Genomic DNA, 24,743 nt, shown 5'->3' with positions numbered 1-24,743 from the left:
GCGGGGGCGGGCCGCCAGGCGCGGTCCGCCCCCGCTCGCGTGCGCGCGGTGTGACGCGGTTCTCGGTGCGGGTCCCGGAGCCGTTCCGTACCCTGGGCTGCGCCTCGACTGAGAGCCCTTGACCCGCACGCGGGCAGGGAGCCGAATCCTGGGAGCACCGCATGCTGCGCACCATGTTCAAGTCCAAGATCCACCGTGCCACCGTCACCCAGGCCGACCTGCACTACGTGGGATCGGTGACCATCGACGCCGAACTGCTCGACGCCGCGGACCTGTTGCCCGGCGAGCTCGTGCACATCGTGGACATCACCAACGGCGCCCGCCTGGAGACGTACGTCATCGAGGGCGAACGCGGTTCGGGCGTCGTCGGGATCAACGGGGCCGCCGCCCATCTCGTCCACCCCGGCGACCTGGTGATCATCATCAGCTACGCTCAGGTGACCGACGCCGAGGCGCGGGCACTCGAACCCCGGGTGGTGCACGTGGACCGCGACAACCGTGTCGTGGCCCTCGGCGCCGACCCGTCCGAGCCGGTGCCGGGCTCGGACCAGGAGCGCAGCCCGCAGGCCGTACCGGCCTGATCCCGAACCCCGACCCTCGGACCAGGAGCGTGCCCATGAGCGACATCGAGATCCGCGACGACCGGGCGGCGGGCCGCCTGGAGGCCTTCGGCGACGGCACGGACGGCGAAGTCGTCGGTCACATCGAGTACTTCGTCCTCGAATCGCCCGCGCGCGCCCTGGTCCCCGTCCACACGATCGTCGAACCGGCCCACGAGGGAAAGGGCATCGCGGGTTCGCTGGCACGGGAGTTGTACGCCATCGCCGAGCGCGAGGGCGTCGTCGTCGCCCCGCTCTGCCCGTACGTCACCAAGTGGGCCGAGCGCCACCCCGACGTGGCCCCCGCGACCGACCCCGAGCTGCTGCGGGCGGCGAAGGAGTGGCTCGTGGCGCACCCCGGACGTTTCTGAGAGCGAGGACCGCCATGCTGCTCGCTCTCCTGCACACCTCACCCGCGCACGTCCCCGTCTTCGAAGCGCTGCGTGACGAGGACCATCCGGGCCTGGAACTGCGGCACTTCGTCGACGAGGAACTGCTGGCCCGGGCCCGGCGCGAAAGCCCGGAGGCGGTGGCGGACGAGGTACGGGCCGTGCTGGACAAGGCCGTTGGCGAGGGCGCGCGGGCGGTCGTGTGCACCTGCTCGACCATCGGCGCGGTGGCGGATGCGGCGGACGTGCCGATCCCGGTGCTGCGTTCGGACCGCCCGATGGCGGCCGCCGCGGTGGCGCTCGGGCCCCGGATCGCCGTGCTGGCCAGCGTGGAGAGCACGTTCGGCCCGACGACGTCCCTGATCGAGGAGGAGGCCCGGCGCGCCGGTCGCCCCGTCGAGGTGCGGACCCGCCTGGTCGAGGGCGCCTGGGACCGCTTCGCGGCCGGAGACGGCGAGGGGTGCGCACGCCTGGTGGCGGACGCGGCCGACGCGATCACCGGGGCCGACGCGATCGTCCTGGCCCAGGGCTCCCTGGCACCGGCAGAGCGACTGACGACGACCACGATCCCGGTCCTGTCGAGTCCGCGGCGGGGGCTCGCGGCGGGCGCGCGGGTGGTGTCCGGCGAGTAGACCGGCTGGTCCCTTGCCGTCATGCGGGCGGGTGAGTGGGGGAGGCGGGCGCCGGGTACGCGGGGGAGTAGTCCAGAGCCGATGTCGACCGACTGGCCGGAGGACGCCATGACCGACCCGTACCCCACCCCCACGCCACCCGGACCCACGCCCGGACCGGATCCCCGGCCCCCGGACCCGTACCCGTCACCGGTCCCCACGCCCCCACCGGCCCCGGGACCGGAACCCACCCCTCCGGCACCGGGACCGGACCCCTCGCCGACACCTGGGCCGCCCCCGAACCCCTCGCCGACCCCCGGCCAACCCCCGGACCCGTCGCCCTCACCGGTCCCGCCCGGCCCGGAACCCGTACCGAACCCGGAACCGGGACCGCCGTTGACCTGAGCACCGCTCGAACGGCGGCCGTCCCGAGCCCGGGGGCGATCCGGCCCCCGGGCCCCGGCGCCGCGGCACACCCGTCTGCCCGCCACCGGGAATGCCCTTTCCCCGCACGCCGGTTGGCCCGGATGTCACGGCGCAGCGCTCAGCCTTCAGCACCGCATCGACCCCACCGTGCGACTGGCCAGCGAGGCCCACGAGGCCGGGCTGCGGCCGCCCGGCCCGTGCCCACCGTCGCGGCAACGGAAGAGGCGGCGGCCGGCCACCCTGGCCGCCCGCCGCCTCGTACCGTGAACCGCTACGCGTCGACCTCCGACCGGTCCCCGCCCCACAGTGTGTGGAACGAGCCCTCGCGGTCCGTGCGCCGGTAGGTGTGCGCACCGAAGAAGTCCCGCTGCCCCTGCGTCAGCGCGGCGGGCAGGCGCTCCGCGCGCAGCGCGTCGTAGTAGGCGAGGGCCGCGGCGAAGCCCGGCGTCGGGACGCCCTGGCGGGTCGCCGCGATCAGGACCTCGCGCCAGTCGTCCTGGGCGGCCGCGATCTCCTGCGCGAACGTCTCGTCCGACAGCAGGCTCGGCAGGTCCGCGCGGGCGTCGTAGGCGGCCCGGATCCGGTCCAGGAAGGCCGCGCGGATGATGCAGCCGCCGCGCCAGATCGCGGAGACCGCGCCCAGGTCGATGTCCCAGTCGTACTCCTCGCTGCCCGCCTGGATCTCGTGGAAGCCCTGCGTGTAGGAGACGATCTTCGAGGCGTACAGCGCCTGCTCGACGCGGTCCGCGAAGGCCCCGGCCTCCGCCTCGGACAGGGGAGTCGCCTTCGGGCCGGCCAGCCCGCGGGACGCCTCGCGCAGGTCCGCGTGGCCGGAGAGGGACCGGGCGAAGACGGCCTCCGCGATGCCCGACACCGGGACGCCCAGGTCCAGGGCGATCTGGACGGTCCAGCGGCCGGTGCCCTTCTGCTCGGCCTGGTCCACCACCACGTCCACGAACGGCTTGCCCGTCGCCGCGTCCACGTGGGACAGCACCTCGGCCGTGATCTCGATCAGGTACGAGTCGAGGCGGCCGGTGTTCCAGGTGCGGAAGATCTCGGCGATCTGCGCGGGGGAGTACCCGGCGACATCGCGCAGCAGCTGGTACGCCTCGCCGATCAGCTGCATGTCGGCGTACTCGATGCCGTTGTGGACCATCTTCACGAAGTGCCCGGCGCCGTCGGGACCGACGTGCGTCACACAGGGCGCGCCGTCCTTCGCCTTCGCGGAGATCTTCTCCAGCATCGGGCCGAGCGAGTCGTACGACTCCTTCGGGCCGCCCGGCATGATGCTCGGCCCGTTCAGCGCGCCCTCCTCGCCGCCGGAGACGCCCATGCCGACGAAGTGGATGCCCTGCTCGCGCAGTGCCTTCTCCCGGCGGCGGGTGTCCGCGAAGTGCGCGTTGCCGCCGTCGATGATCATGTCGCCGGGCTCCAGGAGCGGGGCGAACTCGTCGATCACCGCGTCCGTCGGACCGCCCGCCTTGACCATGATGACCAGGCGCCGCGGCCGCTCCAGCGCGGCCACGAACTCCTTCGCGGTCTCCGCCGCGATGAAGTCGCCCTCGTCCCCGAACTCCTCCACCAGGGCGTGCGTACGCGCCGCCGTCCGGTTGTGCAGTGCGACCGTGTAGCCGTTGCGCGCGAAGTTCCGGGCGAGATTGCGGCCCATGACCGCGAGTCCGGTGACGCCGATCTGGGCTGAGTTGCTCATTCGGTTGGCTCCTAAAGGATCCGGTATCGGTGGTGCCGGTCGTGCCCGTCAGTATCGCCCCACCGACCATCCTGACTTGCCGGTACGCCGGGCGCACATCCGAGCCGCCCGGCCTGCCGAAGGCAGATACGCACGACAGGCCCCACCTGCCTCAGCGTTTCCGCAACTGCGGTTCATTCCTGGCCCCTTGCGGGACAGGGCGGCCGATTGCCGTCTTGTCATGGCCTGTTCGCGGCGCTTACTTTTGGCCCTCCTGACGCTTGTCGAGGGGGATCTCCATGGCCGTACGCGGCCGGCACCGCCGGTACCAGCCGAACAGGATCAACCGGGCCTCACTGACCGTCACCGCCGGAAGCGCCGGCATGGCGATCCCGCTGATCGGCGCCGGCACCGCCCACGCGGCCGACGTGTCGACCTGGAACAAGGTCGCCGCGTGCGAGTCCAGCGACAACTGGAGCATCAACACCGGCAACGGCTTCTACGGCGGGCTCCAGTTCACCCAGTCCACCTGGGAGGCGTACGGCGGCGCGAAGTACGCGAGCCGGGCCGATCTGGCCACCAAGGACCAGCAGATAGCCGTGGCGGAGAAGGTCCTCGCGGGCCAGGGCCCGCGCGCCTGGCCGGTCTGCTCGGTGAAGGCCGGACTGACGCGGGGCGGGGACACACCGGACGTCCACCCGGCGGGCGGCACCACGAAGAAGACCTCCGTGCGGGACGTACAGCCGCAGACCACGCCCCAGTCGCGGGCGGGCACGGCCGAGATGTACACCGTCGTGCGCGGCGACAGCCTCTCCGAGATCGCCGAGACCGAGGACGTACGGGGCGGCTGGCAGCGCCTGTACGCCGCGAACCGGAAGACGATCGGCTCGGACCCGGACCTGATCCTCCCCGGACAGCGGCTGAACCTGAACGGGAAGGCCCCCGCGACGCACCCCGCGTCGACGAAGTCCACCACCAAGTCGACCAAGTCCTCCGCCAAGTCCTCCACGAAGAAGGAGGACAAGACCGAGAAGGCGTCCTCGGTCACCGAGGAGAAGGCCAGGACCAGCAGCCACTCCCTGGTCGCCCCGGTGCCCGGGCCGATCGGCACGGCGTACCACGTGGCGGGCTCCTCCTGGTCGAAGGGCTACCACACCGGCGTCGACTTCCCCGTCCCCACCGGCACCTCCGTCAAGGCGGTCGGGGCGGGCACGGTCGTCAGCGCCGGCTGGGGCGGGTCCTACGGCTACCAGGTGGTGATCCGGCATGCCGACGGCCGCTACACGCAGTACGCCCATCTCTCGGCGATCTCCGTGCGGGCCGGGCAGAGCGTCGGCGGCGGCCAGCGGATCGGGCGCTCGGGGGCCACGGGCAACGCGACGGGCCCGCATCTGCACTTCGAGGTGCGGACGGGGCCCGGCTTCGGTACGGACATCGACCCTCTGGCCTATCTGAGGGCCGGCGGCGTCAGGATTTGACGCGCACCCGGTGCCGGTCCAGGTCCGGCGCCGCGACGTACGAGCCGCCGTAGAAGGGGCCGTAGAAGCGGTACCGGGCCGGGTCGGCGGGCTGCTCGGCGTCCTCCGCGTCGTATGCCACCGCCAGGACCGTGGGCCCCGCCTGGGCGGGGACGACGACCTTCTCGTGCAGCGCGGCCACCGGCTGCTCGGGCAGCGCGGCGAGGAGGTCCTCGACGGGCGCGGGCTCCGTGGGCGCCTGCTCGGCCGGGGCGGACTCGGCGGTGGTGCGGGCGATGCGCTCCGTCGTCAGCAGGATCAGGCCGCCCGCCGCGACCACGCCGCAGCTCAGCGCGAGCATCGTGCCCGTGGTGCCGTAGCGGAAGGTCTCGCCGAACATCGTGATGCCGACCGCGGCCGCCACCACCGGGTTGACCACCGTCAGTGTGGCCAGCGGGGCCGCGAGGCCCGCGCCGCGGTAGGAGGCCTGCGACAGCAGCATGCCGGCCGTCGCGAAGACGCCGATGACGGCCAGCGACGGCAGGTCGGAGAGGGTGACGCCGCCGGTCCAGTCGACCGCGACCGTCTTGGTGAAGACCGAGGACATGCCGAACGCTATGCCGGACGCGGTCGCCAGCAGCATGCTGCGCACCGCCGGATGCCGGTGGGCGGCCCGGCCCGCGATCATCAGCGCCACGACCACACCGCCGGTGACCACCGCCACGGCCACCCGCTGCGCCGTGTCCAGCGACTGCCCGTCGGAGGTGCCGACCAGGGCCAGCAGACCGGCCAGGCCCACCGTCGCCATGATCGCGCCCCGCCAGGCGGTCGCGCCGGCCTTGCGGCCCACGAACAGCGCCGCCATCGGCAGCGCGAACACGATCGTCAGGGCGCCCAGCGGCTGCACCAGGCTGAGCGGGCCGTAGGCCAGCGCCACCACGTGCAGCAGACCGCCGAGGCCGTTCAGCGCGACCGCGGCCCACCACGTGGGGCGGCGCAGCGGCGCGTAGTGCTCGTCGGGGGAGGAGACCGCCACGTGCTCCTGCACGATCGCCCCGCCGGCGTAGGCGACGGCGGAGACGAGCGACAGCAGGACGGACAACGCGAGGGCACTCATGAGCTGCTCCTCTGCGTGTGGCGGGGGTGAGCCCCGCGCGACGAACGGTCGGCCTTCATAACCAACACGATGCCTTGTCGATCTGTTCCCGTCGTCGTCCCTGAGCACCCAATGTGTCCTACTGCCGATGGAGTACGAATCGGGCACCCTCATACCCAGGGTGGGGGACCCGCGAGGGACGCCCCCTGGAGGCGGCCCCCTAGGGGCCTTGGTACTACTGCTTCTCGTGGACCTCGACCAGGAACTCGCCGCCCTCGCCCCGCTCGGCGGCTTCTTCGTACTACGCACGGGCGGAGCGCCGAGTTCCGCTCTCCCCACGCTGGCACAGGCATACGAAAACCGACCCACAGAGGTTTACGGAAATTCCATAACTTTCCGTACCGAAAAGGTCACGGCGGCCCTGCGTGCCCCCGAGTTGCGGATCGGTGCCTCGGTCTTCCAGCAGGGACTCGCGGCCCGCCTCTGGTCGGTCGCCCTGGGCTGCGCCGCCGCCTACGGACAGGTCCCCGACCTCGACCCGCAGCTGCTGCACTGGAACCCCGACGCGAGCGCCCCCGACGACCTGTGGCTGTCCGAGGTCCGCCCGCTGCCCGCGGATCCGGCGACGATCGCGGACATCGTCCTGCACCGCCACCTCGAACCGCTGGCCGCCGCCCTGCGCGCCCACTACCGCGTCGCCCCCGGCCTGCTGCGGGGCAACGCGGCCTCCGCCCTGGTCGCCACCGCCCGCCAGCTGGGCGCCCCGCCGGCCGTCCGCGCCCTCACCGACGGACTCCTCGCCCACCCCCTCCTCGCAGGTACCGGCACCCTCACCGGCACGGCTTTCCGCCGCCGCAGTTGCTGCCTCTACTACCGGGTACCCGGCGGGGGAGTGTGCGGTGACTGTTGCTTCACACGACCGCCGCGCTCTTCCCCGCGCGCCGCATCTGGGTGACCATGTGGGGGACCAGCCGCTGAGAACAGGGGGTTCCGGGTGCGAGTGGGCCTGTTGACCCGGGAGTACCCGCCGGACGTGTACGGCGGCGCGGGTGTCCATGTCGAGTTCCTCGCCCGGGAGTTGGGCTCCCTGGTCGACCTGGAGGTGCACTGCTGGGGCGAGGGCCGCGGAGTGGGCGTCGTACGCCACCGGCCCTGGGCCGCCCTCGACGCCACCAACGACGCGCTGCGCACCTTCTCCGTGGACCTCGCCATGGCGGCCGGCCTCGAAGGCCGCGAGCTGATCCACTCGCACACCTGGTACGCCAACCTCGCCGGCCATCTCGGGAAGATGCTGTACGGCGTCCCGCACGTGATGACCGCCCACTCGCTGGAGCCGCTGCGCCCCTGGAAGGCCGAGCAACTCGGCGGCGGATACGCCCTGTCCAGCTGGGCCGAGCGCACCGCGATCGAGAGCGCCGACGCCGTGGTCGCCGTCTCCGGGGCCATGCGCGAGGACATCCTCACCTGCTACCCGACGCTGGACGCCGACAAGGTCCACGTCGTGCACAACGGCATCGACACCGCCCTCTACCGCCCCGACCACGGCACGGACGTACTGCACCGCATCGGCCTGGACACCGGCCGCCCGTACATCCTGTTCGTGGGCCGCATCACCCGGCAGAAGGGCGTGCCCCACCTGCTGCGCGCCGTGCGGGACATCGACCCGGCCGCGCAGGTCGTGCTGTGCGCGGGGGCGCCCGACACGCCGGAGATCGACCGGGAGTTCCGCGAGCTCTACCAGGAGCTCAGCCGCGTCCGCGAGGGCGTGCACTGGATCCCGCAGATGCTGCCCCGCCCCGAGGTGATCCAGCTGCTCACCCACGCGACCGCCTTCGTCTGCCCCTCGGTGTACGAACCCCTCGGTATCGTCAACCTGGAGGCGATGGCCTGCGGGACACCCGTCGTCGCGTCCCGGGTCGGTGGCATCCCCGAGGTCGTCGACGACGGCAAGACGGGACTGCTCGTCGACGTGGACGAGGACTTCGAGGCGGGTCTCGCACGGGCGCTGGACGCGGTGACCGGCGATCCGGAGACCGCGCGGCGGATGGGAGAAGCGGGGCGCGAGCGCGCGGTGGGGGAATTCGGCTGGGATGCCGTCGCCCGCCGTACGGTCCGGCTTTACGAGGAGATCCTCAAAAAGGAATAGAACGGCAGGGGAGTTCCTCGAACAGGCTTACACCGCCCTGGGCAGGGGCAAGCATGGATCAACCACGGTGAGGGGAGCGGCCATGCGTCGTGGCGGACCTTCGGTGCTCGGGATCGTACTGGCGGGCGGAGAAGGCAAACGCCTGATGCCCCTGACCGCGGACCGGGCGAAACCAGCGGTCACCTTCGGCGGTACGTACCGCCTCGTCGACTTCGTCCTGTCCAACCTCGTCAACGGCGACATCCTGCGCATCTGCGTGCTCACGCAGTACAAGTCGCACTCGCTGGACCGGCACATCACCACCACCTGGCGGATGTCCAGCCTGCTCGGCAACTACGTCACCCCGGTCCCGGCCCAGCAGCGGCTCGGCAAGCGCTGGTACCTGGGCAGCGCCGACGCGATCCTGCAGTCGCTGAACCTGGTGCACGACGAGAGTCCCGAGTACGTCGTCGTCTTCGGCGCCGACCACGTGTACCGCATGGACCCGCGCCAGATGCTCGCCCAGCACATCGAGAGCGGCGCGGGCGTGACGGTGGCCGGCATCCGGGTGCCGCGCTCGGAGTCCTCCCAGTTCGGCGTGATCACGCCGGGCTCGGACGGCCTGACGGTCGAACGCTTCCTGGAGAAGCCGGCCGACCCGCCCGGTCTCGCCGACGACCCGGAGTGCGTGTTCGCCTCCATGGGCAACTACATCTTCACCACCAAGGCCCTGATCGAGGCCCTGCAGCGGGACGCCGAGGACGAGCACTCCGTGCACGACATGGGCGGCTCGATCCTGCCCCAGCTCACCGACCGCGGCGAGGCCCAGCTCTACGACTTCAGCGCCAACCACGTGCCCGGCGAGACCAACCGCGACCGCGGCTACTGGCGGGACGTCGGCACCCTGGACGCCTACTACGACGCCCACATGGACCTGATCGCCGAGCGCCCCGCCTTCAACCTCTTCAACCGGCAGTGGCCCATCTACACCCACTCCAACCAGCTCTCGCCGGCCCGTTTCAACGCGGGCGGCATGGCCAGCGAGTCGATCATCAGCGCCGGCTGTCTGATCCGCGGCCAGGTCACCCGCTCGATCCTGTCCCCGGGCGTCCTGATCGACCCGGGCGCCGTGGTCCAGGGCTCGATCCTGCACGACAACGTCAAGATCGGCCGGGGTGCGGTGGTGCGGGGCGCGGTGCTGGACAAGAACGTCGAGGTGCCCCCGGGCGCCACGATCGGCGTCAACCCGGAACGGGACGCCGAGCTGTACACCGTCTCCAAGGGTGGCGTGATCGCGCTGGGCAAGGGACAGATCGTGTCCTAGCGGCTGACTCTGGCGGCTGACTCCTTGTGGCCGATCGACGGCCCCGGTGTGCTTCGGCCACCGGGGCTTTGTCATGTCCCTGGACGTGAAGCGGAATCCGTGTTGTCATGCCAACTGCTGTCCATGACAACGTTGTTATGGGAGGTTCCGTGCATTTGCGACGCCTCAGAGAACGACTCTCGTTACTGCTCGCCGTGGCGCTCGGCCTCGCCGGGCTCACCGCCGTCTCCACCGCGCACGCCGCCGCGGACCCCGTCGAGATCCACGGCCTGAAGGGCGAGTACTACACCCAGTCCGCCCCCGGCGCCTTCGACTTCGACCGGCTCAGGGCCATCGGCTTCGACCCGAACCTCGACTTCGACAACCTGGAGCCGCGCCTCGCCTTCACCACCGGGCAGTCCGACGACGTCAGCGTCCGCTGGACCGGGAAGATCGTGCCGGAGAAGACCGGACCGCACACCTTCTCGATCATCGGCGACAACGGCTTCCGCCTGTGGGTCGGCGGACGGCTCGTCATCGACCACTGGGTCGACGACTGGGACCGCGAACAGACCGCCGAACCCGTCGACCTGACCGCCGGGCAGGCCTACGACATCAAGGTCGAGTACTTCGAGCACTACGGCGGCTCCAACCTCCACCTGCGCTGGACCGAGCCGGGCGGCACCAAGGTGCCGGTCCCGCAGTCCGCGTTCCGCCTGCCCGACGGATGGGACTACGACGGGGCGATCGCGACGACCGTCCTCGGCACCGGCCGCACCCTCAGGCTCGACTTCGCCCGGCCCCTCGCCGCGCCCCCGGCCGGCCTCACCGACCACCTCGTGGCGGTGATCGGCGGCGCCAAGTGGCCGTTGAAGAGCGCCGAGCCGGACCCCTCCGACGCCCGCGCCCTCCTTGTCTCCCTCGGCGAACCCGTCGTCGGCAACAAGACCGGCACCGCCCGCGGCACCGCCGACGTCCGCTACGACGGGAACGGCGGCCTCACCGACGCGGAAGGCAACGTTGTCAAGGCGTTCTGGAGCAGCGGCCCCAACCGCTCCACGTACGAGCTGCGCACCAAGTGGGCCGACCAGGTGGGCCCCGACAACGCCCTCCCGGAGTACCCGCGCCCCCAGCTCACCCGCGCCGACTGGCGCAACCTGAACGGCCGTTGGCAGTTCGCGGCGGCCACGGCGGGCGAACAGCCCCCGGTCGGCAAGGACCTCGCCGAGCGCATTCTCGTCCCGTACCCGGTCGAGTCCCAGCTCTCCGGCCTGGAGCGGCACGAGGACCGCATGTGGTACCGCCGCACCTTCACCGTCCCGGCCGACTGGAAGATCGGCTCCGGCAAGCGGCTGCGGCTCAACTTCGGCGCCGTCGACTGGCGTGCCGTGGTGTACGTCAACGGCACCGAGGTCGCCGAACACCAGGGCGGCTACGACAAGTTCGGCGCCGACATCACCGACGCGCTGAAGCCGGGGCGCACCCAGGAGCTGATCGTCGGGGTGTACGACCCGACCGACGCGGCTGACGGCGAGAACCCGCCCCTCGGCAAGCAGCGCCTCGACCCCAGCGGCATCTGGTACACGCCGACCTCGGGCATCTGGCAGACGGTGTGGATGGAGCCGGTCGCCCCCGACCACGTCGACTCGCTGAAACTCACCCCCGACGTCACCAAGGGCCAACTCGCCGTCGAGGCAAGGGGAGTCCGGGACGGCGTACCGATCACGGCGACGGCGTACGACGGAAAGCGCAAGGTCGCCACGGCCCGCGGCCGCACCGGCGGACCGCTCACCCTGACCATCCACGACCCGCACCTGTGGTCGCCCGACGACCCCTTCCTCTACGACCTGAAGGTCACCGTCGGCGCCGACCGCGTCGGCAGCTACTTCGGTATGCGCTCGATCGCCGTCGAGAAGGTGAACGGCGTCCCGCGCACGGTCCTCAACGGCACACCCGTCTTCATGATGGCCACCCTCGACCAGGGCTTCTGGCCCGACGGCCTCTACACGGCCCCGACCGACGAGGCCCTCGCCCACGACCTGAAGGTGCACAAGCAGCTCGGCTTCAACGCCGTGCGCAAGCACATCAAGGTCGAGCCTGACCGCTGGTTCTACTGGGCCGACCGGCTCGGCCTCATGGTGTGGCAGGACATGCCCGCGATGACCGCCGGCGTCGACCCGGGCACCGCGGCCCGCGCCGAGTACGAGCGCGAGATGAAGCAGATGATCGACGAGCACATCAGCAGCCCGTCGGTGGTCATGTGGGTGACCTTCAACGAGGGCTGGGGCCAGTACGACATGGCCCGCATCGCCGACCAGGCGAAGGCCTGGGACCCGACCCGCCTGGTCAACTCCATGTCCGGGCTCAACCTCGGGGCCGACGGCGGCACCGGCGACATCATGGACGAGCACGGCTATCCCAGCCCCGCCCTCCCACCGCACCCCGACGGTCAACGCGCCCTGGTCAGCGGCGAGTACGGCGGCCTCGGCCTCGCGGTACCGGGACACGCCTGGTCCGTGCAGCAGTCGTACGTCGACGTCGACCCGGCGACCTACACCGACGACTACCTGACCAAGCTCGCCGAGGTGCACCCCCTGGCCTGCAAGGGGAGCAACGGCGCCGTCTACACCCAGATCTCGGACGTCGAGGGTGAGCTGAACGGCCTGACGACGTACGACCGGCGGGTGCTCAAGCCGGACGTCCAGCGTGTGCGCGCCGCCCAGCAGGCCCTGATCCGCGACGCTTCCCAGGCGGCTCCCGCAGGCTGCCCGACCCCCTGAACCCCGGAGGACTCCCGACATGAGACGGACCCGGCGCCTGCGCCTGTGCGTGGCCGGGGCGGTGGCAGCGTCCGCGCTGTTCGCCGCACCCGCTGCCGCGCAGGCCACCCAGCCGAAGGACGCTCAACTCACCGATCTGGTCAACCCGTTCATCGGCACCGAGAACGAGGGCAACACCTACCCCGGCGCCGCCGTGCCCTTCGGCATGGTGCAGTTCTCGCCGGACACCGGCCACAACACCGGCTACGACTACTCCCAGAACCACATCCGCGGCTTCTCCCTGGTCCACCTGTCCGGCGTCGGCTGCGGCCTCGGCGGCGACCTGCCCGTGCTGCCGACCACCGGCGACGTCACGCAGACGGACTACGCCCGGTACGCCGCCGAGTTCAGCCATGACGACGAGACCGCGAGCCCCGGCTACTACCGGGTCGGCCTGAAGACCGGCATCGAGGCCGAGCTGACGGCGACCGAGCGCACCGGCGTGCAGCGCTACACCTTCCCGGCCACCGACAAGGCCAACGTCCTGCTGAACGCGGCCCAGTCGCTGCACACCGGGGTCGCCGGCAAGGTCGAGGTCCTCGACAACCGCACCGTGCGCACCGCCATCACGGGCCGCGGCTTCTGCCAGGACACCAAGCCGTACACCGTCTACACCGTCACCCGCTTCGACCGCCCCTTCACCGCCTACGGCACCTGGGACGGCTCGACGGTGACCGCGGGCTCGAAGACCGGAGCCGGCGGCGCCTACGTCCGCTTCGACACGACGAAGGACCGTACCGTCGAGGCGACCACCGCCCTCTCGTACGTCGACGCGCACGGCGCGGCCGTCAACCTCCGTGCGGAGGGCGGCCGTTCCTTCGACGCCGTGCGCGACCGGGCCCGGCAGGCCTGGGAGGACCGGCTCGACGACGTGCGCGTGCAAGGCGGCGACGACAGCCTGCGCCGGACCTTCTACTCGTCCCTGTACCGGTCCTTCCTCGCGCCCAACATCGGCAGCGACGCCGACGGCCGCTACACCGGCTGGGACCAGCGGATCCACCGCACCGACGGCTTCACGTACTACCAGAACTGGTCCCTGTGGGACACCTACCGCACCCAGTCCCAGCTGCTGTCCCTGCTCGCGCCCCGCGAGGCCCGGGACATGGCGATCTCGGTGATCAGGATCTCCGAGGAGAGCGGCTGGCTGCCCAAGTGGGGCTACGGCACGGTCGAGACGAACATCATGACCGGCGACCCGGTGACCCCCTTCCTCACCAACGCCTACCAGCAGGGACTGCTCAAGGGCTACGAGGAACGGGCCTACCGGGCGCTGAAGCGGAACGCCGACGGCGTGCCGCCGGCCGACTCCCCGGCGGTGGGGCGCGAGGCGAACAAGGAGTACATCGCCGACGGGTTCGCGCCGTACGTCAAGGGCCGCCCGCATGTGAAGCCCGGCGACTCGGACTACGACCACGGGGCCTCGGCCACCCTGGAGTACGCCCTGTCCGACGCGATGCTCGCGCAGATGGCCCGCGACCTCGGGCACGACGCGGACGCCGCGCGCTATGCCGCCCGCTCGCAGAGCTACCGGAACATCTTCGACCCCTCCACCGGCTTCTTCCGCGCCCGCGACGCCTCCGGCGCCTTCACCGGACCGGCCGACCCGGCGCAGAGCGAGGGCTTCCACGAGGGCACGTCCTGGCAGTACCAGTGGCTGGTCCCGCAGGACCTGCCCGGCATGGTCGGCCTGATCGGCGGCGAGCAGGCCGCCAACGCCCGGCTCGACTCCTTCTTCGCCTACGACCAGCTGTTGGCCGACCCGGCGAAGACCGCGCGCGAGGTGTGGGTCAACGGGCCGTACGACTACTACAACGCCGACAAGTACAACCCGCAGAACGAGCCCGATCTGATCGCCCCGTACACCTACCTGTCCACCGGTCAGCCCTGGAAAACCACCGACGTCGTGCACGCGGCGCTGACCCTCTTCACCGACGCCCCGACCGGCATGACCGGCAACGACGACCTCGGCACCATGTCCGCCTGGAACGTGCTGTCGTCCATCGGGATCTTCCCGGTGCAGCCCGGCTACGACACCTGGGGCCTGTCCACGCCGGTGTTCGAGCGGGTCGACCTGACCCTGGACCGGCGGTACTACCCGCGCGGCGCCCTCACCGTCACCGCACCCGGCACCTCCGCCACCGACCGGTACATCCAGTCGGCCCGCACGGACGGGGCGGCGTACGACCGGACCTACCTGACGACCGGCGATCTGCGCACCCTGCGCTCGCTCGCGTTCACGGTCGGCCCGCACCCGTCGGAGTGGGGTACGTCACCGGGGGCCGCGCCGCCCGCACTGAAGTGATCACCCTGGCCCCATGAGTCGCACAGAGTCCCGCCCCTTCCGAAAGGGGCGGGACTTAATCTGCTGTTAACTGTGTGTAGCTTGATCGTACTTGACCGTAATCGCGCGAGGGCGCTTGACTGCTTGTCCACCCGTCGTCGACGCGAGGCAAGCCATTGACTTCTGACCTGCTCGCTCCTCTCGACCTGGCGTTCTGGAACATCGAGTCCGCCGAGCACCCCATGCACCTCGGCGCCCTCGGCGTCTTCTCGGCCCACTCGCCCACCGCGGGCGCCCACGCGGCCGACCTGCTGGCCTCCCGCGCCGCCGGGGTCCCGGGACTGCGGATGCGGATCCGGGACGTATGGCAGCCGTTCTCCTTCCGGCCGCTGGCGTTCGGCGGCGCCGCCCGGGAGCCCGACCCCGACTTCGACCCGCTGCACCACGTCCGGCTGCACGCCCCGACCGCCGACTTCCACGCGGACGCGGGGCGGCTGATGGAGCGCCCCCTGGAGCGCGGCCGGCCGCCGTGGGAGGCGCATGTGCTGCCGGGGGAGGACGGGGTCTCCTTCGCGGTGCTGTTCAAGTTCCACCACGCCCTGGCCGACGGGCTGCGCGCGCTGACGCTCGCCGCCGCGGTCATGGACCCGATGGACATGCCGGAGCGCAAGCCGCGGCCCGCGGAGCCGAAGCGCGGACTGCTGCCCGACGTGCGCAGGCTGCCGGGGCTGGTCCGGGGCGCGGTGTCCGACGTGGGCCGCGCCCTCGACATCGGCGCCTCCCTGGCCGTGTCCAGCCTGGGCGTACGCTCCTCGGCCGCGCTCGCCGCCGAACCCACCGGCACCCGCCGCACCGCCGGCGTGGTCGTCGACCTCGACGACGTGCACCGCATCCGCAAGTCCGAGGGCGGCACCGTCAACGACGTCCTGATCGCGGTCGTCGCGGGCGCCCTGCGCCGCTGGCTGGACGAGCGCGGCGACGGCAGCGAGGGCGTCCGCCCGCGCGCCCTGATCCCCGTCTCCAAGCGCCGCCCGCGCACCGCCACACCCCAGGGCAACCGCCTCTCCGGCTACCTGATACGGCTCCCGGTCGACGACCCCGACCCGCTGGCCCGGCTCGACACGGTCCGCGAGGCCATGGACCGCAACAAGGACGCCGGGCCCAACCGGGGCGCCGGTGCCGTCGCCCTGCTCGCCGACCACGTGCCACCGCTCGCCCACCGGCTCGGCGGACCGCTGGCCGGCCAGGCCGCCCGGCTCTGGTTCGACATCCTGGTCACCAGCGTCCCGCTGCCCGGCATCGGCCTGAAGCTCGGCGGCAACCCGGTCACCGAGGTCTACCCGCTCGCCCCGCTGGCCCGCGGCCAGGCCCTGGCGGTCGCCGTCTCCACGTACCGCGGACACGTCCACTACGGCCTCGTCGCCGACGCCAAGGCCGTACCGGACCTGGACCGACTGGCCGCCGCGCTGACCGCGGAGGTGGAGACGCTGATCACGGCCTGCGGCTCCTGAGCGCCTTTTCGTCTCGCGTGTATTTGGAGGACCGGGCAGGCGCTCCGTAAAATTCGCGGTTCGACAGCGGGTGCGATCGGAGCGCCGCTCGGGTGATCAGGGAAACGGCAGCGCGATGACGGTGACAGAGGAAGGCCCGGCGACCACGGACGAGGTCGTGTACGGGCCCGGCATCGACCCGGAGCGGCTCGCCGTCTGTTTGAGCGTGCTCGAAGAGCTCGACAAGCTGGAGGTCGACCACCCGGACGCGATCGCCGTGCGCCGCGCCACCGCCGGCGTCTACCGCACGGTCAAGCAGCGCCGCCGCCAGGAGCGCCGGGCCGCCAAGACCGCCCACGACAAGGCGGTCACCGAGGCCACGGCCACCGGCTCCGCCCAGCGCATCGACGACGAGACCGAGGGCCTGCTGCCATCCTCGGCGACGGAGGAGGGGCGGATCGCCGGGATACTCCAGCGCCCGCGCTCCTGCTACACCTGCAAGACCCGGTACGTGGAAGTCGACTACTTCTACCACCAGCTCTGTCCCGACTGCGCCCGCCTCAACCGCGACAAGCGCGACGCCCGCGCCGACCTCACCGGCAAGCGCGCCCTGCTCACCGGCGGCCGCGCCAAGATCGGCATGTACATCGCGCTCAGGCTGCTGCGCGACGGCGCGCACACCACCATCACCACGCGCTTCCCCAAGGACGCCATCCGCCGGTTCAAGGCCATGGACGACTCCGCGGACTGGATCCACCGCCTGGAGGTCGTCGGCATCGACCTGCGCGACCCGGCCCAGGCCGTGGCCCTCGCCGAGCAGGTCGCCGCGGCGGGCCCCCTCGACATCCTGATCAACAACGCGACCCAGACCGTACGGCGCCTGCCGTCCGCGTACGCCGCCCTGGTCGACGGCGAGAGCGCCCCGCTGCCCGCCGGCGAGCTGCCCGCCCACCATGTCATCGGCGCCTTCAACTCCGGCGCAGTGGACGGCCTCGCCGCGCTGCCCGTGGGCACCAGCGGCCTCGACGCCCAGAAGGTCGCCGACCTCGCCCTGGTCGCGGGCAACGCCAGCGTCGCCCGGCACCTCGACGGCACCGCGATCGACGCCGGCGGGTTGGTCCCCGACGTCGTCGACACCAACACCTGGGTGCAGACCATCGACCAGATCTCCCCGGTGGAGCTGCTGGAGACCCAGCTGTGCAACTACACCTCGCCGTTCATCCTGATCAGCGCCCTGCGCCCGGTCATGGCGGACGCGGCGCGGAAGGCGGCCGCGGGGCGCGCCTACGTCGTGAACGTCTCCGCGATGGAGGGCGTCTTCGGCCGCGGTTACAAGGGCGCCGGGCACCCGAACACCAACGCCGCCAAAGCCGCCATGAACATGGTCACCCGGACCAGCGCCCAGGAGATGTTCCAGACCGACGGCATCCTCATGACCTCCGTCGACACCGGCTGGATCACCGACGAGCGCCCGCACTACGACAAGCTGCGCCTGGCCGAGGAGGGCTTCCACGCCCCGCTCGACCTGGTCGACGGGGCCGCCCGGGTTTACGATCCGATTGTGCGCGGCGAGCAGGGCGAGGACCTGTACGGCGTCTTCCTGAAGGACTACGCGCCCGGCAAGTGGTGATCCGCCGGCCGTGACGTGTGTGTCCCGGCGCCGGTCGGGAACCCGGACCCTGGTGAGAACCGCGCCAGGGAGTGTGACCATGAGCAGTCCGCACGGAATCGATCCGCGAGCGCAGAACGACCCGCGCAATCGCTACCCGACCGACGAAGAGTTCTACGGCAGCGACCGCCCCGACCACGCCGTACTGCCGGAGGACCGCCCGCGCGGCGGCGGCGACACGGGCCAGGTGAAGCACCGCGGCACGTGGGCCACGGTCGCGCTCGTCGCCGGCATCATCCTGCTGATCCTCCTCGGGATCGCACTGTTCCCGTGAGGGAGCCCCAGCCACCGTCATGAGCGAGGTGGTGCGTATGAACGAAGGCGGTCGTGGACGGCGTACTCCCGCGCGGAGTGCGCCGTCCTCACGCGTGTGCCCCCGTCCACCAGCAGATCCGCGCCAGTGATCCACTCCGCCGCGTCCGAGGCCAGCCACACCACCGCCCGCGCCACGTCCGCCGGCTCCCCGATCCGCCCGAGCGGCAGCCCCGCGGCGAGCTGCTCCTCGCCCGCCTCCCACACGAACCGCGCCATCTCGGTGCGCACGAGCCCGGGGGAGACGGAGTTGACGCGCACCTTCGGCGCGAGCTCGCCCGCGAGCTGCTGGGTCAGATGCAGCAGGGCCGCTTTGCTGGTGCCGTAGGCGCCCACATTCGGGCCCACATGCCCGGCCCCCTCGGTGCAGATGTTCACGACCGACCCGCCGTGCTCCCGCATCCAGCCGTGCCACGCCCCCTGGACCAGCCGCAGCGGCGCCTCGACGTTCACCGCGAACGCCTCCCGCCACGCCCCCGGATCGGCGTCCATGAGGGGCCCGTACGGCTGGTTGGTCGCCGCGTTGTTGACCACGACGTCGATCCGGCCGAACTCACGCAGAGCGGTGTCCGTGACGTCCCGCAGATGCCCCGGATCGGCGACGCTTCCGCTCACCCCGATCCCGCCCAGCTCCGCGGCCGTGCGCCGCACCTCGTCCGCGTCCCGCGCGGTCACGCACACCAGCGCCCCGGCCGCGGCCAGCCGCTCGGCCACCGCCCGCCCGATACCGCGCGTCGCCCCGGTGACGACGGCGGCCCTGCCTTCCAGCCCGTACGACGACGTCATCGCCGTACCGTCTCATGACGGACCGTCAGTCGACAGCCCCGAGACGGGAGTTCCGGGCGGCGACGAGTTCCAGGACCGTGCGCCAGTCCTCCAGGACCCCGGCGTCGAAGCCGGCGGCCAGGCTCTCCTCGTCCGCCAGCCTGAGACGCAGCAGGTCGTCCTCGGCGGCCGAGCCGTCCCGGCGTACGAGGCGGTAGACGCGCTCGCCGAGCAGCGGCCGTACGGCCTCGGCGGCGCACTCCGCCCGGCGGGACTCGTCGCCGGGGGAGATCACCTGCCCGATGTCGTGCACCAGGCCCGCCACCTGGAGCTCCTTGTCGGCGGGGCGACTTCGCCGCAGCAGCGCGGCGGTGCGCAGCGCATGCTGATGCCGGCAGGCGTACAGCAGATCCATCAGCTCTTCGACACTGCGCAGCTCCATGCGTCAGTCCTCCCGCCGGACAAGCCGTTGCCGTCCGCCAGCAGATCATGGCCGGCTTTCGATTCGGCCAACGGGACCTGAACTGCGTGGCCACTTCGGTGCGGTGCGTGATCGCCGTGGCGTCAGGGATGTTCGAGACGCAGGCCCGTCACCGCCGAGAAGCAGTGCATGTCGTCGGGGCGGAGTGCGACGCGCAGGGGTGCTCCCTGGGTGTGGGTGGGGCGGCCGGGGAGGCGGACCACGATGTCGCCGAGACCCTCGCCGGACCGCGCGCTCGCGTGGACGTACACGACGGCTCCGGTGTCCTCGACCGCCTCGACCACCAGATCGAGCGCGGGTGTCGTGCGGTCCTGCGGCGGCAGCACCTCGAACTGTTCCGGGCGGACACCGACCACGATACGCGCGGAGCGCTCGGCGGTAGCCGCCCGCAGGACGCCCCGGGGCAGCGGGACGTCCAGGGTGCCGAGGCGGACGCCCTCGGCGGACAGCGGCAGCCGGAACAGGTTCATCGCGGGCGAGCCGATGAAGCCGCCCACGAAGGTGTTGGCCGGGCGGGCGAAGACCTCCCGCGGTCGGCCCACCTGCTGCAGCACGCCGTCCTTGAGCACGGCGAGCCGGTCTCCCATGGACATCGCCTCGGTCTGGTCGTGGGTGACGTACACGGTGGTGATGCCGAGGTGGTGCTGCATCCGCACGATCTGCGCGCGGGTCTCCACCCGCAGCCGGGCGTCGAGGTTCGACAACGGCTCGTCCATCAGATAGGCCCGGGGATCCCGCACCAGCGCCCGCCCGGTCGCCACCCGCTGCTGCTCGCCACCCGACAGCGACCTGGGCCTGCGCCCCAGATAGTCCTCCATGTCCAGCACGGAGGCGGCGAACTGCACGCGCTGCCGGGCCCGTTTCCGGGGCATGCGGGCGATCCTCAGCGCGAAGCCGATGTTGTCGGCAGCCGACAAATGCGGGTACAGCGCGTAGTTCTGGAACACCATCGCCACGTCCCGCTCCCGCGGCGGAAGATGGGTGACGTCCCGGACGCCGATGTGGATCGACCCCGAGTCGACGTCCTCGAGTCCGGCGAGCAGACGAAGGCAGGTGGACTTTCCGCAGCCGGAAGGTCCGAGCAGCACCATGAACTCGCCGTCCTCGATGTCGAGGTCGAGCGAGTCGACGGCCGGCCGGCCGCCCGACGCGAAGCGCCGGGTGACCTTCTCGAAGGTGACGGACGCCATGACAGCCCCCTCCCGGACGGGTCCTCGAACCCAGAGTGGAACGGCTGTTGCCGTTCGGCACGCCTCTAGCCCGAACGAGTGACAGGAGACAGGGATGAAACGGGGCGACTTAAGACAGTAACCCCGAGTTTTCAGCCCCATAGAGCGGGGGACCGCTCATTTGGTTAATCTGGAGCGGACGGACAGCACCACCGGGTCCCACCCACACCCACGTCCGTCCCGGGGCAGGCCGGTCGACAACCGTCTGCTCTGCAGGAGTTACCGGCGCCACCGCGTCCGAACTGCTTTCGACTGATACCCGAGGGAGCGTCAGGCGCCGGACCGCAGAGTGGCCGGCACGCCCCGAGGGTGACCCGACACATAAGGAGTGCGCGGTGACACCGGAGAAGACGAATCGCGAACAGCGCCCCAAGGAACGCACGGAGCGCGCCGGCCGACGGTCGGACGAACTCGGCAGCCTGGAAGTGTGGGCCCACGCGGCCCCGATCCGCCTGGCGGGTTACGAGGACGACCTCGCCGAGCCCCACATCCTGCCCAGCGTCGACTGACACCGGCCCCGCGGGATATTCGCGATCGCCGACCGCATGGGCGTGCCAGACTCACGCCCATGCAGATCAGAGAAGCCGCGGCCGAGGACTGGCCGCGGATCTGGCCTTTCTGGCACCGCATCGTCGCCGCCGGTGAGACCTACGCCTGGGACCGGGACACCTCCGAGGAGGCGGCCCGGTCCCTGTGGATGGGCCCGGCCAAGCGCGTGTACGTCGTCGAGGACGAGACCGGCACGCTCGTCGCCTCCGCCTTCGTCACCCCCAACTACGGCGGACCCGCCGCCCGCGTCGCCAACGCGGGCTTCATGGTCGATCCGGACCACGCCGGGCGCGGCATCGGCCGGGCCCTCGCCGAACACGTCCTGTCCGCCGCCCGGGCCGACGGCTACCGCGGAATGGTGTTCAACGCGGTCGTGGAGACCAACCCGGCGCTGAAGCTGTGGCTGTCCCTGGGGTTCACGATCCTGGGCACCGTCCCCGACGCCTTCGAGCACCCGCGGCACGGGCTGGTGGGGCTGCACGTGATGTACCGCTCGCTGGACTGAGTACGCCTACTCATGCCGGCCCGCGCCCGGCGCGGGACGCTGGAGCGTGTCGACGTACCGACGGGGGACGGGGGCGGGGGCATGGGCAGGTTTCTGGCCGCGGTGGCGGCAGTCGGTGCGGCGGCCGCGGCGCTGGTCCTCGCGTACGCGGCAGGGGCGCCGACCGCGGTGGTGTTCGCCGTCGCCGCGGGTGTGCTGAGCCTGCTGTGGCTGCTGTTCCTGCTCACGCTGCCGTGGAACCTGTACTTCCGGGCGCATGCCGTGCTCGCCGAGATCGCGGTGAGCCGGGAGAAGGGCATCGAGGTGCCGGCGGCCCGGGACGCCGAGGCCGCGCGCATCGCCCGCACGATGCTCCGGGTGGCGGTCGCGGGCCATGTCCTGACGGCGGCGCTCGTGGTCGCGGTCACCTGGGCGACGGGCGGGTTCACGGGATACTGGTTCGCCGCCTTCTTCCTGCTGAGCACCTTCTTCCGGCCGGCCGGCGCCTACTTCAGCCAGCTCCGGGGCCGCCTTGGCACCCTCCTCAAGGACGTCACCCACCCACGCGACGACGTCGTCGAGCTGCGCTCCCGGCTGGACCGCGCCGAGTCCGGCACGCGGGTCCTGGAGGAGAAGGCGGAGGAGCAGTACCGCGCCCTCGCCGAGCTGCGCCGCACGGTGGACGCGCTGACCATGAGCACCTACGAGCGGGCCGAGGACGCGGACCGCAGGATCGCCGCGCTGGGCAGGGAGTTCGAGTCCACGGTGAACCGCCTCACCGACAACCAGGAGATCATCACCGGCGTGAAGGCCTTCCTCCGCCTGCTGCGCACACCGGACACCCTCGACGGCACCCCGACCGGAACCGCATAGGACAGGCCCTAGTCCTTGCGCCCCGTCGCCGCCACCGTCACGCCCAGGCCGATCATGGTCAGGCCGCCGATGCCGCCGACCAGCGACAGGCGGCGCGGGGAGCGGGCGAACCAGTCGCGGGCCGTGGACGCGGCCAGGCCCCACACGCTGTCCGAGGCGATCGCGATCGCGTTGAAGACGAGGCCGAGCAGCAGCATCTGCAGCGTGACGTGGCCGTGGTCCCGGTCGACGAACTGGGGCAGAACGGCCGCGAAGAACACGATGGTCTTGGGGTTGGAGACGCCGACCGCGAACCCCTCCCAGAAGGTGCGCAGCGGGCTGTGCGCCACCGCGTCACCCGTGAACACGGCCCGCAGCGAGCCGCGTTCACGCCAGGCCCGGACGCCGAGGTACACCAGATAGGCGGCGCCGGCCAGCTTGAGCACCGTGTAGACGAGGACCGACCGCTCCACCACGGACCCGATCCCGACCGCCACGGCCACCACCAGCAGATAGGCGCCGAGGGTGTTGCCGACCACGGTCAGCAGCGCGGCCCGGCGGCCCTGCGCGAGCGCCCGGCCGATCACGAACAGCACACTCGGGCCGGGTATCACGATCAGCAGGAAGGACAGCGCCGCGAAGGCGAGCAGTCGGTCGGTGGACATCATGCGGTCCATGACAGCACGGGGACGGGCAGGGCTTCAGCCCAATTTTCCCGCGGCTGTCAGCCTTCCTCCAGCGGAGCCGTCCGCCGCCACGGATGCAGCTTCTCCAGCTGCCCCGCCAGCTCCAGCAGCATCCCCTCCGAACCGGGCCGCCCCACCAGCTGTACGGCGGTCGGGGCGCCGGAGGGCAGGCTGCCGAAGGGGACGGCCATCGCGGGCCAGCCGGTGAGGTTCCAGGGCGGGGTCAGCGGCGAGTAGTTCGTGTTGATCAGGATGTTGCGCAGCCAGCCCCGCTCGTGCCAGTCCACCGACGCGGGGGAGCGGCGCGCGAGCGCGGGCGTGAGCAGGACGTCGTACGAGGAGAAGAACTCCTCCATACGGCTGCGCAGCCGGTCCCTGCTGTCGCCGGTGCGCACGCTGTTCACGAAGCGGCGGCCGACGGCCGCGTGCACCCGGGTGCGCCTGGTCAGAAGTCGCGGGTCCAGGCCCTGGGCGTCGACGGCCGTGCCCGCCGTCCAGTGCATGAGGGAGGTCGTGCTCAGCGAGGCCGGGTAGGGCGGGTCGGCCCGGCGGACCTGGTGGCCGGCCTTGATCAGGACGCCGGCGGCGTCGCGCGCCGCGGTGGCGTACGGCCTGCTGATGGTGACGCCGAGCAGGGGGCTGCGCACCGAGACGGCGATCCGGCGCATGCCGGGCTCGGCGGGCCGCAGCGCCTCGGGCTCCTCGTCGGCGAGGACCGACAGCAGCAGCCGGACGTCCTCGACCGTCGTCGCGAGCGGCCCGTTCTCCGACATGCCGAACCAGTCCCCGTCGCCGATGCCCGCGGGCACCACTCCGTGCCCCGGCTTGATGGTGACCAGACCGCAGTTGGCGGCGGGGATGCGCAGCGAGCCCATCCCGTCGTTGCCGAGCGCGACCGGCACCATCCCGGCGGCCACCGCGGCCCCGCTGCCGCCGGAGGAGCCGCCCGCCGTGCGGGACAGGTCCCACGGGTTGCGGGCGTTTCCGTGCACGCCCTCGGTGGTGCCGAAGACACACAGCTCGGGCACGTTCGTCAGCCCCACGACCACCGCGCCCGCGGCCCGCAGCCGGGCCACCGTGACATGGTCCTCGGCGGCGGGCGTGTCCGGCGTCGCCGCCGAGCCGACCCGGGTGGACTCGCCGCGCACCGCGAGGTTGTCCTTGACCGCCACCGGCACACCGGCCAGCGGCAGTTCCGCCAGATCACCGCGCGAGCCCACCTCGTCCGCCTCCGCGAGGGCCGCCTGCGCACGCACCACCCGGAACGCCCCGACCCGTCCGTCGAGCCGCCCGATCCGGTCGAGGTGCTCGGCCACCACCTCCCGCGGCGTGACCCGCTTCTCCTGTACGGCGGTGGCGATCTCGGCGGCGGTCCGGCCGACCCAGCTGGTCACGGGCGCTCCTCGGGGGTGCGGAACGAAGGCTTACTC

The 24,743-nt window shown here is 71.9% G+C and carries 22 protein-coding genes; 15 read left to right on the top strand and 7 right to left on the bottom strand.

The genetic code is table 11. From position 1 onward, the window contains the following. The first annotated feature begins 161 nt into the window (after window positions 1-161). The 3 genes from panD to MQP27_RS44100 are packed head-to-tail and all read left to right on the top strand — an operon-like array spanning window position 162 to window position 1,620. Window positions 162-581 carry an aspartate 1-decarboxylase gene (gene panD, locus MQP27_RS44110; protein WP_242776347.1) on the top strand — a complete coding sequence of 140 codons (420 nt, stop codon included), beginning with the start codon at window positions 162-164 and terminating at the stop codon, window positions 579-581. A 35-nt stretch (window positions 582-616) separates the two neighbouring features. Then, window positions 617-970, top strand: coding sequence for a GNAT family N-acetyltransferase (locus tag MQP27_RS44105; RefSeq protein WP_242776345.1), 354 nt, complete (start codon window positions 617-619; stop codon window positions 968-970). Between the two features lie 17 nt (window positions 971-987). Continuing rightward, window positions 988-1,620: an aspartate/glutamate racemase family protein gene (locus MQP27_RS44100; protein WP_242776499.1), complete on the top strand. Its 633-nt coding sequence runs from the start codon at window positions 988-990 to the stop codon at window positions 1,618-1,620. Window positions 1,621-2,296: 676 nt separating this feature from the next. On the opposite strand, the gene gnd is transcribed toward MQP27_RS44100, so the two are convergent. Next, complete coding sequence (gene gnd / locus MQP27_RS44095) at window positions 2,297-3,736, bottom strand: NADP-dependent phosphogluconate dehydrogenase (RefSeq protein ID WP_242776342.1); 1,440 nt, start codon at window positions 3,734-3,736, stop codon at window positions 2,297-2,299. Window positions 3,737-4,014: 278 nt separating this feature from the next. Here gnd and MQP27_RS44090 point away from each other — a divergent pair, with 278 nt between their 5' ends. After that, the gene (locus MQP27_RS44090; protein ID WP_242776340.1) at window positions 4,015-5,193 is read left to right on the top strand and encodes a transglycosylase family protein; all 1,179 of its coding nucleotides are present in this window, start codon (window positions 4,015-4,017) and stop codon (window positions 5,191-5,193) included. On the opposite strand, the gene MQP27_RS44085 is transcribed toward MQP27_RS44090, so the two are convergent. Continuing rightward, a complete protein-coding gene (locus MQP27_RS44085; RefSeq protein ID WP_242776338.1) occupies window positions 5,183-6,289 on the bottom strand; it encodes a DMT family transporter in 1,107 nt (368 codons plus the stop codon). The two genes, MQP27_RS44090 and MQP27_RS44085, sit on opposite strands and share 11 nt — an antisense overlap. A 226-nt stretch (window positions 6,290-6,515) precedes the next feature. On the opposite strand from MQP27_RS44085, the gene MQP27_RS44080 reads away from it, so the two are divergent. The 8 genes from MQP27_RS44080 to MQP27_RS44045 all read left to right on the top strand — a co-directional run bounded on the left by MQP27_RS44080 (window position 6,516) and on the right by MQP27_RS44045 (window position 18,229). After that, window positions 6,516-7,223, top strand: coding sequence for a (2Fe-2S)-binding protein (locus tag MQP27_RS44080; protein ID WP_242776336.1), 708 nt, complete (start codon window positions 6,516-6,518; stop codon window positions 7,221-7,223). Between the two features lie 39 nt (window positions 7,224-7,262). Further along, on the top strand, window positions 7,263-8,414 hold the full coding sequence (gene glgA, locus MQP27_RS44075; protein WP_242776334.1) for a glycogen synthase: 1,152 nt from the start codon (window positions 7,263-7,265) through the stop codon (window positions 8,412-8,414). 82 nt (window positions 8,415-8,496) lie between these two features. Continuing rightward, window positions 8,497-9,717, top strand: coding sequence for a glucose-1-phosphate adenylyltransferase (gene glgC / locus MQP27_RS44070; protein ID WP_242776332.1), 1,221 nt, complete (start codon window positions 8,497-8,499; stop codon window positions 9,715-9,717). Window positions 9,718-9,866: 149 nt separating this feature from the next. Further along, entirely contained in the window at window positions 9,867-12,476 is a 2,610-nt protein-coding gene (locus tag MQP27_RS44065; RefSeq protein WP_242776330.1) for a PA14 domain-containing protein, read from the top strand. 19 nt (window positions 12,477-12,495) lie between these two features. Continuing rightward, complete coding sequence (locus MQP27_RS44060) at window positions 12,496-14,817, top strand: GH92 family glycosyl hydrolase (RefSeq protein ID WP_242776328.1); 2,322 nt, start codon at window positions 12,496-12,498, stop codon at window positions 14,815-14,817. Between the two features lie 155 nt (window positions 14,818-14,972). Next, window positions 14,973-16,307: a wax ester/triacylglycerol synthase family O-acyltransferase gene (locus MQP27_RS44055; protein ID WP_242776326.1), complete on the top strand. Its 1,335-nt coding sequence runs from the start codon at window positions 14,973-14,975 to the stop codon at window positions 16,305-16,307. 115 nt (window positions 16,308-16,422) lie between these two features. Continuing rightward, a complete protein-coding gene (locus MQP27_RS44050; RefSeq protein ID WP_242776324.1) occupies window positions 16,423-17,916 on the top strand; it encodes an SDR family NAD(P)-dependent oxidoreductase in 1,494 nt (497 codons plus the stop codon). A gap of 79 nt (window positions 17,917-17,995) precedes the next feature. Next, window positions 17,996-18,229 carry a hypothetical protein gene (locus MQP27_RS44045; protein WP_242776322.1) on the top strand — a complete coding sequence of 78 codons (234 nt, stop codon included), beginning with the start codon at window positions 17,996-17,998 and terminating at the stop codon, window positions 18,227-18,229. Window positions 18,230-18,246: 17 nt separating this feature from the next. On the opposite strand, the gene MQP27_RS44040 is transcribed toward MQP27_RS44045, so the two are convergent. The 3 genes from MQP27_RS44040 to MQP27_RS44030 form a co-directional block, all read right to left on the bottom strand. Then, entirely contained in the window at window positions 18,247-19,053 is an 807-nt protein-coding gene (locus MQP27_RS44040) for an SDR family oxidoreductase (protein WP_242776320.1), read from the bottom strand. Window positions 19,054-19,078: 25 nt separating this feature from the next. Continuing rightward, window positions 19,079-19,474: an HD domain-containing protein gene (locus MQP27_RS44035; protein WP_242776318.1), complete on the bottom strand. Its 396-nt coding sequence runs from the start codon at window positions 19,472-19,474 to the stop codon at window positions 19,079-19,081. Window positions 19,475-19,596: 122 nt separating this feature from the next. Then, entirely contained in the window at window positions 19,597-20,703 is a 1,107-nt protein-coding gene (locus MQP27_RS44030; RefSeq protein WP_242776317.1) for an ABC transporter ATP-binding protein, read from the bottom strand. Window positions 20,704-21,077: 374 nt separating this feature from the next. On the opposite strand from MQP27_RS44030, the gene MQP27_RS44025 reads away from it, so the two are divergent. From MQP27_RS44025 to MQP27_RS44015, 3 genes are all read left to right on the top strand, one after another. After that, window positions 21,078-21,251: a hypothetical protein gene (locus tag MQP27_RS44025; protein WP_242776315.1), complete on the top strand. Its 174-nt coding sequence runs from the start codon at window positions 21,078-21,080 to the stop codon at window positions 21,249-21,251. Window positions 21,252-21,310: 59 nt separating this feature from the next. Continuing rightward, entirely contained in the window at window positions 21,311-21,796 is a 486-nt protein-coding gene (locus MQP27_RS44020; RefSeq protein ID WP_242776313.1) for a GNAT family N-acetyltransferase, read from the top strand. Between the two features lie 81 nt (window positions 21,797-21,877). Next, window positions 21,878-22,648 (top strand): hypothetical protein, encoded by a 771-nt coding sequence (locus MQP27_RS44015; RefSeq protein WP_242776497.1) that lies wholly within the window; start codon window positions 21,878-21,880, stop codon window positions 22,646-22,648. An 8-nt stretch (window positions 22,649-22,656) separates the two neighbouring features. Here MQP27_RS44015 and MQP27_RS44010 read toward each other — a convergent pair whose 3' ends face one another. Then, on the bottom strand, window positions 22,657-23,304 hold the full coding sequence (locus MQP27_RS44010; protein ID WP_242776311.1) for a LysE family translocator: 648 nt from the start codon (window positions 23,302-23,304) through the stop codon (window positions 22,657-22,659). Between the two features lie 47 nt (window positions 23,305-23,351). Then, window positions 23,352-24,707: an amidase gene (locus MQP27_RS44005; RefSeq protein ID WP_242776309.1), complete on the bottom strand. Its 1,356-nt coding sequence runs from the start codon at window positions 24,705-24,707 to the stop codon at window positions 23,352-23,354. Between the last annotated feature and the right edge of the window lie 36 nt (window positions 24,708-24,743).

The organism is Streptomyces cylindrosporus, assembly GCF_022698165.1.
Lineage (GTDB): Bacteria > Actinomycetota > Actinomycetes > Streptomycetales > Streptomycetaceae > Streptomyces > Streptomyces cylindrosporus.
This window is presented reverse-complemented; position numbering and strand designations above follow the sequence as displayed.